The sequence below is a fragment of the Ochrobactrum sp. EDr1-4 genome, assembly GCF_049199085.1.
GTDB lineage: Bacteria > Pseudomonadota > Alphaproteobacteria > Rhizobiales > Rhizobiaceae > Brucella.
Genome location: NZ_JBLZOF010000004.1, coordinates 171,925 through 184,182, shown reverse-complemented (window position 1 = coordinate 184,182; position 12,258 = coordinate 171,925). Strand labels below are relative to the sequence as shown.

Here is a 12,258-nt window from a genome sequence, read left to right as displayed (position 1 = left end):
ATTCTAGGCGCACATCTTGTCTGAAGTGAAGACTTTCAACTAAAAAAGACAACGTTGTCAATCGCAGGTGGAGCTGCGGTAGAATGATTGGGATGGAGGTCTCAAAGCAGGTTGAATGCTCTTAAGGATGCTTTGGGTGAGATCGCCCTACGCATCTGGCTAGATTTTATTTTGTAGAGTTCTACGGGAGGTAGACATATGCATAAATATTTTAAAATGGCCGCCATGGGTACGGCTGCGTGTGCAATGCTTGCCACAATGGCGCCTGTTGCAAATGCGCAGGACAAACAGAACGTGGAGGTTCTGCATTGGTGGACCGCTGGCGGTGAGGCCGCAGCACTTGATGTTCTCAAGAAGGACTTGGAAGCTAAGGGGATCAGCTGGACAGACATGCCAGTTGCAGGCGGTGGCGGAACAGAAGCGATGACTGTTCTTCGCGCCCGCGTTACAGCTGGCAATGCTCCGACCGCCGTGCAGATGCTCGGTTTCGACATCCGCGACTGGTCTGAACAGGGTTCGCTCGGTAATCTTGATGAGATTGCAGGCAAGGAAGGCTGGGATAAGGTTATACCAGCACCTTTGCAGGATTTTGCCAAGTATGATGGCCACTGGATTGCCGCACCTGTAAACATCCACTCCACCAACTGGATGTGGATCAACAAGGCTGCTCTCGACAAAGCTGGCGGCAAAGAGCCAACCAACTGGGATGAACTGGTTGCTCTTCTCGATAATTTCAAAGAACAGGGCATCACCCCAATCGCTCATGGCGGTCAACCATGGCAGGACGCAACGATTTTTGATGCGGTCGTCCTTTCCTTTGGTCCGGACTTCTACAAAAAAGCCTTTATCGATCTCGACCCGGAAGCGCTCGGCAGCGATACGATGAAGCAGGCGTTCGACCGCATGACCAAGCTGCGTTCCTATGTGGATGATAACTTCTCTGGTCGTGACTGGAACCTCGCTTCAGCAATGGTCATTGAAGGCAAGGCTGGCGTTCAGTTTATGGGTGATTGGGCTAAGGGCGAATTCGTGAAAGCTGGTAAAAAGCCGGGCGAAGATTTCGTTTGCATGCGCTACCCGGAAACCCAAGGAGCGGTAACCTTCAACTCCGATATGTTCGCGATGTTCAAGGTTGCTGATGACAAGGTGCCAGCACAGCTTGAAATGGCTTCTGCTATCGAAAGCCCGGCATTCCAGTCGGCCTTTAACGTAGTCAAGGGCTCTGCTCCTGCACGTACCGATGTGCCAGATACCGCTTTTGACGCTTGCGGTAAGAAGGCGATCGCCGATGTGAAGGAAGCAGCGGACAAGGGCACCATGCTCGGCTCCATGGCGCATGGTTATGCAAATCCAGCTTCCGTCAAGAACGCGATTTATGACGTTGTGACCCGTCAGTTCAATGGCCAGCTTTCGTCAGAAGATGCGGTTAAGGAACTGGTTACCGCCGTTGAGGGCGCGAAGTAAGTAGAGTGTTTGCGCCCGGAAGAGGTTCCGGGCGCTCACATCAGCCGTTATCAATAAATATTTTCAGTACAGTGAGCGGCAGACAACAATGCCGTTAAAACAATAGCCCGCATCAAGAGCGCCGCGATTGAACGGCAGCCGGATGCGCGTGCAGAAATGGGTGACGCACACATGAAGCGTAACAGCCGACTACAGGAACTGGTGCCTAAGCTGGTTCTGGCACCGAGCTTCTTGATTGTCCTTGTATTTGTATATGGATTTATCATTTACACCGGCGTTCTGTCCGTCACAAACAGCCGAATGTTGCCGTCATATGGCTTTGTCGGGCTTTCGAATTATGAAAAGCTTTGGGCGTTACCGCATTGGTGGCGCGCTGTCACCAATCTTGCGATTTTCGCATCGCTTTACATTATCATCTGTTCGGTTATCGGCTTGTTTCTGGCTATTTTGCTTGACCAAAAAATCCGCGGTGAAGGCTTTTTGCGCCCGATTTATCTTTATCCGATGGCGCTTTCGTTCATCGTGACAGGGACCGCGTGGAAGTGGTTTCTCGATCCAGGTATCGGCCTTGAACATACAATGCGTGTTTGGGGCTGGGAAGGATTTACGTTTAACTGGATCAAGAGCAACACAATGGCAATTTATTGCCTTGTCATTGCAGCTGTTTGGCAGTCGTCTGGTTTCGTTATGGCGATGTTCCTTGCGGGGTTGCGTGGCGTAGACAATGAAATCATCAAAGCGGCGCAAATCGATGGTGCTTCCACCAGCACGATTTACCGCCGCATCATTATTCCTTTGATGCGTCCGGTATTCTTGTCGGCTTTTGTGGTATTGGCACATCTCGCGATCAAGGCTTATGATCTTGTAGTTGCCTTGACCGGCGGCGGGCCGGGGCAGGCGACCGAACTGCCTGCGACCTTCATGTATTCCTACACTTTCACGCGCAATCAGATGGGTATCGGTGCCTCTTCCGCGATCATCATGCTTGTCATGATATTCTCGATTATCATCCCCTATCTCTATTCGGAAATTCGCGGAGGGTCGCGCTCATGAGTGCTCAGACCCAGGAAAATGCAATCAATAGCGGCAAGCTGACACGCGCTTTGATCTATTCTGCGTTGCTGCTATTTGCGATCTATTACCTGCTGCCGCTCTATGTGATGTTGGTAAATTCATTCAAGCCATTGGATGAAATTCGCCAAGGCGGCATGCTCAGTCTGCCACAGCAATGGACCATCGAGCCATGGCTTTCGGCATGGTCCACAGCACAGATTGGCGTGCAGCCAACTGGCCTCAAGCCATTCTTTATCAACTCGATCCTGATGGTTGTGCCAGCAGTTTTCATCTCAACAATTATCGGCGCGTTGAACGGATATGTGCTGACGAAGTGGCGCTTTCGCGGATCGAATGTCTTCTTTGGCCTGTTGCTGCTTTCGTGCTTTATCCCGTTTCAGATCGTGCTGATCCCAATGGCCCGTGTTCTTGGTATGCTTGGCATTGCCGGTACAATCTGGGGGCTGATCCTTGTGCATGTTGTCTATGGTATCGGATTCACGACCCTTTATTTCCGAAATTATTACGAAGCGTTTCCGACTGAACTTGTGCGCGCCGCACAGATTGATGGTGCAAGCTTTTTACAGATTTTCACCCGTATTTTGCTTCCATCATCTGGCCCGATCATCGTTGTGTCGGTCATCTGGCAGTTCACAAATATCTGGAACGACTTCCTTTTCGGCGCTTCTTTCTCGGGTGCAAACTCAACGCCGATGACGGTTGCGCTTAACAACCTCGTTTCCTCTTCCACAGGCGTTAAGGAATATAATGTTCACTTCGCAGCTGCCATTCTGGCCGCGTTGCCAACGCTGATTGTTTACATCGTTTCCGGGCGCTACTTCGTGCGCGGTCTGATGTCCGGTGCCGTTAAGGGATAAGCTTCACATGTCATTTCTCAAAATTACAGATCTCTATAAATCCTACGGCAGCGTCCCGGTCCTCAAAGACATCAATATCGAGATTGAGGAGGGCGGCTTTCTGGTGCTGGTCGGGCCGTCTGGGTGTGGGAAGTCTACATTGCTCAATACCATTGCCGGACTCGAGCCAATTACATCCGGGGATATTTCGATTAAGGGGCGGTCTGTATCAGGTCTGCATCCTTCGCAGCGCGATATTGCGATGGTGTTTCAGTCCTATGCACTTTATCCGAATATGACAGTTGGCGGAAATATCGCTTTCGGCATGGAAATTCGCAAAGTGCCAAAGCCTGAGCGCGATAAGGCTATTCAGGAAGTTGCTGATATTCTTCAGATCGGCCATCTTCTAGATCGCAAGCCGAGCCAACTTTCGGGCGGTCAGCGTCAGCGTGTTGCGATGGGGCGCGCGTTGGTTCGCAATCCGCAGGTGTTTTTGTTTGACGAACCGCTGTCCAATCTTGATGCCAAGTTGCGTGTGGATATGCGCACTGAAATCAAACGGCTGCATCATCGCATGAAGACAACAATCGTTTATGTGACCCATGATCAGATTGAAGCAATGACTCTGGCAACAAAAATTGCTGTTCTGAAAGATGGCATCTTGCAGCAATTTGGCACCCCAGCGGAAATCTATAACAATCCCGCCAATATGTTTGTGGCCGATTTTATGGGTTCGCCAGCCATGAATCTTCTCAGCGCAGGCGTTGAAAAGAATGGAGCAGATGTTGTTATCGTTCTTGCGCAGGCGGAGGGCGAGGCTTTGAGACTTCCGCTCCTTAATGCGCCGAAGGGACTCAGTGACCATATCGGCCAGGATATTACTTTTGGCATTCGTCCCGAAGCTCTCACCGACCCCGATGGAGCGGATCGTAATGCGCAATCTGTTATCGAAGGTGATTGTCTGATTGATGTGGTGGAGCCTGCCGGATCCGACACATTCGCAGTGACACGGATTGGCGGTAAACAGGTCGTCGCGCGTTTGCGTGCTGATGCACGCATTGTCGCTGGGCAACGCTCACGCCTTGCTTTCAATCTCGACAAAGCTGTGTTTTTCGATCCAAAAAGCCAGGAACGTATTCGTTGAAAACAAAATGAAAAGAGCGCTCCCAATAAGATAGGAGCGCTCTTTTTCATGCTTGCCTGGAGGGCAAAATCAAACTGTTAGGGTCTCGCACTTAACGCAGGAAGTCTAAGCCAAGAAGACCAATCGCCAGCGCCGTGTTCAGTGAAACGATCATCATTCCATAGACGAGTGCGGTTCTAGTAATGTCATTCATTTTCTACCTCCTTGAACCTCGACGCTGTTGCATCGGATTCTAAAGCTCGAGAACATAACGAAATGTAACAGCCTGTTACGAGTGGCGCAACCCATTTCTCACAAATGTGAACGATTGTAACGTCGCGTGAGAAATGCGTTGTATTCCGGCCATCGAGGTCGTGTTTCCGACTGGTAACCGTATTGTGACGTTAAACGGGCTGGCAAATAATCCGTGCGCGTTACATAGAGAGCGGCGTATAACGACATTGAAGCTAATTGTAATTTGCTGCTTTTATTCGGATTTTTACCGTGAACCGCATCGTTCCTCTCGTGCTGGCCATTGCTCTTTTCATGGAGCAGATGGATTCCAATGTCATCTCAACATCGCTACCTGCAATTGCCGCTGACATTGGCACCAGCCCGATTGCCTTAAAACTCGCACTGACTGCATATCTCGTCTCGCTTGCGGTTTTTATTCCGGTAAGCGGCTGGATGGCGGACCGATTCGGTGCCAAGAATGTATTTCGTGCAGCGATCGCTGTGTTTGTGGTGGGGTCTGTTGCTTGTGCGGCTTCGAACTCGTTGACTGCTTTTGTTGTTGCGCGTTTCTTGCAGGGTATGGGCGGTGCGATGATGACGCCCGTCGGGCGTTTGGTGTTGATCCGCTCGACGCCTCGAAGTGAACTTGTGTCAGCGATGGCATGGCTAACCATACCCGCGATGGTCGGGCCATTGGTTGGCCCGCCGGTCGGTGGGTTTATTACCACCTTCTTTTCGTGGCACTGGATATTCCTCATCAATGTGCCGATTGGTCTTCTTGGCATTTGGTTTGCAACCCGCTTTCTACCGGATACCGATGAGCGTATTCTAAAGCCGCTTGATTGGCCGGGATTTGTCCTGTCCGGTGTTGCGATGTCGGGCGTCGTGTTTGGCTTGTCGGTTGTTAGTCTGCCCGCACTGCCGCCAGTCATTGGCATTGTCGTCGTGGCTCTCGGCTTGACTTGCGCTGTTCTTTATATCCTTCATGCGCGACGCGTGACTGATCCGCTGCTTAATCTGAAACTATTCGAAAATCAGGTTTTCCGCGCCGCTGTTTTTGGTGGCAGTGTTTTCCGGTTGGGTATTGGCGCAATTCCGTTTCTGCTGCCTTTGATGTTTCAGCTCGGCTTCGGCATGACGCCGTTCCAGTCCGGTATGATGACGTTCGTTTCGGCAATTGGTGCGATCAGCATGAAGTTCGGTGCGAGGCAGGTGTTCAACCTGTTCGGTTTCCGCCGCACACTGATGTATGGATCGCTGATCTCAGCCGGTTTTATTGCAGCCAATGGGCTATTTTTTCCGGATACACCTTATGGTGTCATTATCGGTTTCTTGCTGATCGGTGGATTTTTCCGCTCGCTGTTCTTCACTGGAGTGAATGCTCTGGCCTTTGCCGAAATTCCTGATGCCAAGACAAGTCAGGCGACGCCAATTACCGCGGTCGCGCAACAGGTCTCAATCGCGCTTGGTGTGGCGCTGGCGGGTGGCATTCTCGAATTGAGCACGGCGGTTCGGCGCGCACCGTTACAGCTGGCAGATTTCCATATTGGATTCTTCGTGGTGGCGTTAGTATCGGCAACGGCAATTTTCTGGTTTGCACGACTGGCACCGGATGCAGGCCACGAGCTTTCAAGCTCTGCAAAGTTTAAGCGTAAGAGCAATGATGCTGCGGCTTTGGAAGAAGCAGGTCTGTCTAATGGCAAATAAAAAGGCGGCTTTGAAAGCCGCCTTGATGGTCGTTTTTAGCCTTTGAAGTCACGTGCGAGCAAATAAAGCTCGACGGATTCTGCACGCGATGCGGGCGGCTTGATGTGATGCACAGATTTGAATTTCTGTTTGAGCATCGCAAGCAGTTCATTTTCAGTGCCACCCTGAAATGTCTTTGTCAGGAAGTGGCCACCGGGCTTGAGAACTGATACCGCAAAATCAGCCGCAACTTCGCAAAGATGCACGGTGCGCAAGTGGTCCGTGCGGCGATGGCCAGTCGTTGGTGCTGCCATATCTGAAATCACCAGATCAGGCTTGTCGCCAAGCGCTTCCATCAGTTTTGCAGGGGCTTCATCGTCGAGAAAGTCCATTTCCAGCAGAATAACGCCGGGAAGCGGATCAACATGCAGATAATCGATGCCGACAATCTGCGGATTCTCGTCTGTTGAGCCAACAATCTTAGCAGCGATTTGCGACCAGCCGCCGGGTGCAGCACCCAGATCGATGATCTTCTGACCCTTTTTTAGAAGGTTATAGCGATCATTGATTTCGATTAGCTTATAAGCTGCACGCGAACGATAGCCATCCTTCTTCGATTGGTGAACATAGGGGTCATTCAGGTGGCGCAGTAGCCACCGGCGCGACGATTCCTTGATCGTTCCGGCTTTTTTCTTCACGCGAACGCGAAGATTGCTGGTTCCTGCACCGCCGCGTCCGCCGGTTTTGGTGCCGCTCTTGTTTCCGCCTGCTTTGCTCATCTTAGTGCCTGTTTCTTAAGTCGGTTTTGCCGCCAGCTTTGACGGTTGGCGCGCGGTTGTGGCGCCAGGCACCATCACGCGACATGAGTTCGGTCAATATGCCTTCGCGCAATCCGCGATCGGCAACGAGAAGTTTTTCACTCGGCCACACATTGCGTATGGCATCAAGAATAGCACAACCTGCAAGCACCAGATCAGCACGATCGGCTCCAATGCAGGGATTGGCAACGCGGGCCTCAAAATCCCATGACAGCAGACGTTGCGTCATCTGCGTCACGTCCTCTGATCCCATCCACATACCATCGACGCGCCGCCGATCATAGCGTTCAAGTCCAAGATGGATGCCAGCAAGTGTTGTCACTGTTCCAGATGTGCCTAACAGATGGAAGCGCGAGCTTGCCGTGAGGTTTCCAAGACAGTTGCGTTCTGCAAAACCGGAAAGCAGGTCTGTGACATGGCCAACCATGGCATCGAAGCTTTCCTGCGTGACATTGCGGCCACCGAAACGTTCGGCAAGCGTGACAACGCCAACGGGCAGGGAGGTCCAAGCCATAATATGCTCAGCAAGTCGCGGTGAGCGGCGCTGCGTCACATCGATCAACGCGATTTCTGATGAGCCGCCACCAATATCAAACAGCACGACCGCATCGGTTTCCCGTGTAACCAGCGTTCCGCAGCCCGATACAGCAAGGCGGGCTTCTGTCTGACGGTCAACGATTTCAAGTTCGAGCCCGGTTTCTGTGCGAACGCGCTCGAGAAACTCTTCGCCATTCGCGGCAGAGCGGCAAGCCTCAGTCGCAATCAAACGTGAACGCTTGATTTTACGAGATTCAAGCTTGTCGTGACAAATCTTCAAAGCTTCAATAGCACGCTGCATCGCGTGCTCGCTCAACCGTCCGGTTGAACTTAGGCCTTCACCAAGCCGCACGATGCGCGAGAAAGCATCCACAACACGAAACTGCCCGGGGCGTGTTGGTGAAGCAATCAACAAGCGGCAATTATTGGTCCCCAGATCGAGCGCTGCATAGAGCGGTGCTTCATGCGGCGCATGGCTGCGAACGCTTTGCGTATTGGTCGAATGGCGTTTTACCTGCGGTGATGCGTTGCCCGCTGGCTCCAAACGGGCAGTGGGATTTTGCAGCTTTGTAACATTGTCTGAAGCTACAGGCGCACTTCCTTGCTGGCGAGCCTGCTTCTTTTTGCGGGCACGCCTGCGGCGATTCGATATTTTACCGCCGGGCTTTCCATCTGCGGATTTAGTATCTGGATTCGGTATTTCAGCAATTGTTGGCTTTTGGCCACGCACGTCAGAGCCACCGGGGGATTTGCCACGGTTGCGACGGCGCGCACGCTTGCGCTGGCTTTGAGAGCCTTTGTTTTCAGTGTCTGAGCGTCCTGAATCGGGGGCTTTTGCTGCCTTGCCGACTTCTGGAACGGCTTGCTTGCGCGGTTTGCGCTTGCCGTTCTCGGACGGATTCCGAGCCTGTTGGTTGCCCGTTTGTCCGCCGGACGCCCCTTGTTGCGCCGTTGCTGCGGGGCGCTCCTCGGGGTTTTTCAAGGTTCTTATCCTTATGGCGCCGCGCGAACCTGTAAAGGACGCAAGCAATGCGCTTCAATTTTTACGTTGCCCTTAATGTAGCAGCGCTTTGGGCATTTACCAAGGGGCAGGCAGGGACCAGTCGTGGGAAAATTGATAAAAGGACGCATGAATCTGATAGGGCTAATATGAATAGGGGCTCCTGCTGTCTGCAAAAGCCCCATTATCAGAATCAGAAATGACTTTCAGGTCTCAAATGTCGTAGCTGTGCGCGGCATTGATTGTCGCCACGAACTGCTTGGTCCGTTCGCGCGCTGGCGTGACGAACACATCATGCGCAGTGCCAGTTTCGACAATATTGCCGGCTTCCAAGAACACGACATTTTGCGCAATCTTTGAAGCAAGGCGCAGGTCATGCGTGGCAATGACCATCGTCGTACCTTCCTTTGCAAGCTTGCTCAACACGTCCACAACTTCCGATGCCAATTCTGGATCGAGTGCAGATGTTGGCTCATCACAAAGCAGAACACGCGGTGAGGGCGCTAGGGCACGTGCAATTGCAATACGCTGTTGCTGCCCGCCAGAAAGCGTTGCAGGCCAGGCGTCGGCCTTATGTGCCATGCCTACTTTTACAAGCAGCTCCATGGCGCGTTCTTTTGCCTTTTCCTTTGGCCATTTCAGGACCGTTATCAGACTCTCCATAACATTTTGAATGGCTGTCTGATGCGGGAAAAGCTGAAAATTCTGAAATACCATACCCGTTTGACGGCGAATAGACTGGATCGCCTGCCAGCTTGGTTTGCGGTCGGGATCAAACGTTAAGCTCTGACCGCCAAGCGTTAGCGTGCCGGACGTTGGGACTTCGAGCAAGTTGATGCAGCGCAGCAGTGTACTCTTGCCGCCGCCTGATGGGCCGACAAGTGCTGTGACTGTTCCTTCGGCAATTTTCACGTTGATGCCATTGAGGATCACAACCTCGTCGAAGCTTTTGACGATATCTTTCAGCTCAATCATGAGTTTGTCTCCAGCGTTCCACCATAGCGTTTGAAACGCTTTTCCAGTCGTGCCTGAAGATTGGACAGGATCGTGCTGAGCGCCAGATAGATGAGCGCTGCCTCAATATAAAGCACCAGCGGTTCATAGGTGGTGGCAACAATGCGTTGTGCCGACTGAAACAGTTCTGGCACGGTGATTGCTGCAGCAAGTGATGTGTCTTTCACCAGCGAGATGAATGTATTAGACAGCGGCGGAACGGCAGTGCGTGTTGCCTGTGGCAGGATGGTGCGGGTTAGTGCCTGACGCCAGCTCATGCCAATGGAATAGGCTGCTTCCCACTGACCTTTCGGAACTGCAGAAATTACGGCGCGGATAACTTCCGAACTATAAGCACCAACATTCAGCGAAAAGCCGATAACGGCTGCCGTAAAGGCGTCGAGATAAATACCTGCGCTTGGAAGACCGTAGAAGATCACAAACAGCTGTACCAGCATTGGTGTGCCGCGGAAAATCCAGACGTAGAACCGCGCAATCAGCGATACCCAGACCGGCGCAAACAAGCGCACCAACGCTGTAAGCAATCCGAGCGATAGGCCGAAAATGAACGAAAGTATCGTCAGTGGGATGGTGAACTTAAGCCCGGCCCAAAGTAGGGTGGGCAGGGAATCCGCCATGAGTTGAAGCCAATCGGGCACGTCTCAAATTCCTTAGCTGGGATAGGACCTGAACACTCAATTCTCAGGAAATAACATATACACAATGAAAGAAAGCCGGAAACTGGTTCCGGCTTTCTTTGAAGACACTATCCAGAGCTTACTTCGAAACGTCCTGACCGAAGTATTTCTGAGAAATCTTGTCATAGGTTCCATCAGCTTTGACTTCATCAAGCGCCTTGTTGATAGCCGCTACGAGCTCGTCATCACCTTTGCGCACGATAATGCCGGAAGCCGTGGCGTTTTCCTTTTCTGCAACGACTTTTACAGGAGCTTTCGGCTGCTGTTTCTTGAAGTCGAGGAAAGAAAGGCTGTCATTGAGCGTCGCATCAGCACGGCCTGTCAGAACAAGCTGGACCGACTGATCAAAACCGTCTGTTGCAACGAGTTCTGCACCGGCTTCGGTTGCAAGCTTACCATAATTGCTGGTGAGCGACTGAGCGGCTTTTACACCCTTCAGGTCGGCGAAGTCCTTAATGGTATCGTTCTTGTCATTGACGATCAGAACGACCTTGGAAACGATGTAAGGGTTTGAGAAGTTGAACTTCTTCTGGCGCTCTTCGGTAATGCCGACCTGATTGATCACGGCATCATAACGATTGGCATCGAGGCCAGCAATGAGACCATCCCACTTGCCTTCAACGAATTCAGGCTTCACGCCGAGCTTCTGAGCAACGGCTTCGCCGATTTCCACGTCAAAACCAACGAGCTTGTTGTCCTTGTCGTGGAAGGTGAATGGCGCATAGGTGCCTTCAGTGCCGATCTTGAGAACGCCAGCCGATTTAATGGCTTCAAGGTTATCGCCCGCAAGCGCGGTCGAGAGAAGAGCTGCCTGGAGAACGCCGACTGTAGCGAGGATTTTTGCGAACTTCATTTGTAAGGTCACCTGTAAAAATATTCGATGAAATTAAAATACAGGAATTATTTTCTAATGATGCGTCGAAAATCACCGCTTTTGGATACTTATCGGAATATATTTTTGTTTTTATTGTAATTTGAGCAATCTGAATCCAAATAGCCTGAAACTGCGATTTTCTGTTCTAAAAATCGCCGTGACGCAGCTGAGATCGAGGCCGAATAGCGCTCTCAACTATCACCTATTTATCTAATTATCGGCATTTCAGAAAATACGACACCACTTTATTGACAAAATGTCGATAAGATGATGACATAAAACAAATAAGAAAAAGGGAGCAGCTTATATGGGGAATAACAGAGATGGCGAGCTGATGGCGGAAGCGCCAGCGGATATGCAGTCGTTGGGCTTTGATGAAGTCTCGTTGCCTAAGCATTTACGTTCTGTCGCATCTCTTGGCCCTATTGTATCTTCTTCGCACCTTGCAGAAGGCGGTTCGCCTGGTCTTTCCGAGGTGGAATATGGCCTTATTCTCGCTTCCCATGCATTCTCACGCTGGATGGTTCGCTGCATGGCAGCTGCCGGTTTGCCGGGGCTTTCGCCAATCGAAGTTTTGATCCTTCATTCAATCCGGCATCGTGGGCGTGAAAAGAAGCTGGCTGATATCTGTCTGGTGCTTGATATCGAAGATACGCATATCGCCACCTACGCCATCCGCAAGTTGGAAAAAGCCGGGCTTTTGACCACTGGTAAGGCGTCCAAGGAAAAGACGGTCAAAATCACCGAAAAGGGCGCAGAAGCTTGTGCGCGTTATCGCGAGATTCGTGAGCGGTTATTGGTCGAATCGACCGCCAATGCCCGCCCTTCAGAAGAAACCCTTTCGGAAGTTGCCGCATTGCTGCGCTTCATGTCCGGTGCATTCAATCAGGCCACGCGGTCTGCCATAACACTATAAGAGAG

General features: G+C 51.5%; 11 protein-coding genes. 6 read left to right on the top strand and 5 right to left on the bottom strand.

The genetic code is table 11. The features are described from left to right. Positions 1–198 precede the first annotated feature (198 nt). The 5 genes from ACOZHT_RS15730 (at position 199) to ACOZHT_RS15710 (ending at position 6,438) form a co-directional block, all read left to right on the top strand. The gene (locus ACOZHT_RS15730; protein WP_339512677.1) at positions 199–1,464 is read left to right on the top strand and encodes an ABC transporter substrate-binding protein; all 1,266 of its coding nucleotides are present in this window, start codon (positions 199–201) and stop codon (positions 1,462–1,464) included. 171 nt (positions 1,465–1,635) lie between these two features. Continuing rightward, on the top strand, positions 1,636–2,517 hold the full coding sequence (locus ACOZHT_RS15725) for a sugar ABC transporter permease (protein WP_339512679.1): 882 nt from the start codon (positions 1,636–1,638) through the stop codon (positions 2,515–2,517). After that, the gene (locus ACOZHT_RS15720; RefSeq protein WP_339512681.1) at positions 2,514–3,395 is read left to right on the top strand and encodes a carbohydrate ABC transporter permease; all 882 of its coding nucleotides are present in this window, start codon (positions 2,514–2,516) and stop codon (positions 3,393–3,395) included. The genes ACOZHT_RS15725 and ACOZHT_RS15720 overlap by 4 nt, the downstream gene beginning before the upstream one ends. A gap of 7 nt (positions 3,396–3,402) precedes the next feature. Next, on the top strand, positions 3,403–4,518 hold the full coding sequence (locus ACOZHT_RS15715) for a sn-glycerol-3-phosphate ABC transporter ATP-binding protein UgpC (protein WP_339512683.1): 1,116 nt from the start codon (positions 3,403–3,405) through the stop codon (positions 4,516–4,518). Positions 4,519–5,001: 483 nt separating this feature from the next. Then, complete coding sequence (locus ACOZHT_RS15710) at positions 5,002–6,438, top strand: MFS transporter (RefSeq protein WP_339512685.1); 1,437 nt, start codon at positions 5,002–5,004, stop codon at positions 6,436–6,438. A gap of 35 nt (positions 6,439–6,473) precedes the next feature. Here the strand turns inward: ACOZHT_RS15710 and ACOZHT_RS15705 are convergent, their stop codons facing one another. The 5 genes from ACOZHT_RS15705 to ACOZHT_RS15685 all read right to left on the bottom strand — a co-directional run bounded on the left by ACOZHT_RS15705 (position 6,474) and on the right by ACOZHT_RS15685 (position 11,316). Then, positions 6,474–7,196: an RlmE family RNA methyltransferase gene (locus ACOZHT_RS15705; protein WP_339512687.1), complete on the bottom strand. Its 723-nt coding sequence runs from the start codon at positions 7,194–7,196 to the stop codon at positions 6,474–6,476. A 1-nt stretch (position 7,197) separates the two neighbouring features. Continuing rightward, complete coding sequence (locus ACOZHT_RS15700) at positions 7,198–8,754, bottom strand: Ppx/GppA phosphatase family protein (protein WP_339512689.1); 1,557 nt, start codon at positions 8,752–8,754, stop codon at positions 7,198–7,200. A gap of 231 nt (positions 8,755–8,985) precedes the next feature. Further along, on the bottom strand, positions 8,986–9,747 hold the full coding sequence (locus ACOZHT_RS15695; RefSeq protein WP_339512691.1) for an amino acid ABC transporter ATP-binding protein: 762 nt from the start codon (positions 9,745–9,747) through the stop codon (positions 8,986–8,988). Beyond that, the gene (locus ACOZHT_RS15690; protein WP_339512693.1) at positions 9,744–10,424 is read right to left on the bottom strand and encodes an amino acid ABC transporter permease; all 681 of its coding nucleotides are present in this window, start codon (positions 10,422–10,424) and stop codon (positions 9,744–9,746) included. The genes ACOZHT_RS15695 and ACOZHT_RS15690 overlap by 4 nt, the downstream gene beginning before the upstream one ends. Before the next feature lie 118 nt (positions 10,425–10,542). Further along, positions 10,543–11,316, bottom strand: coding sequence for an amino acid ABC transporter substrate-binding protein (locus ACOZHT_RS15685; protein ID WP_339512695.1), 774 nt, complete (start codon positions 11,314–11,316; stop codon positions 10,543–10,545). Positions 11,317–11,644: 328 nt separating this feature from the next. On the opposite strand from ACOZHT_RS15685, the gene ACOZHT_RS15680 reads away from it, so the two are divergent. Then, positions 11,645–12,253: a winged helix DNA-binding protein gene (locus ACOZHT_RS15680; protein WP_339512697.1), complete on the top strand. Its 609-nt coding sequence runs from the start codon at positions 11,645–11,647 to the stop codon at positions 12,251–12,253. Positions 12,254–12,258 lie beyond the last annotated feature (5 nt).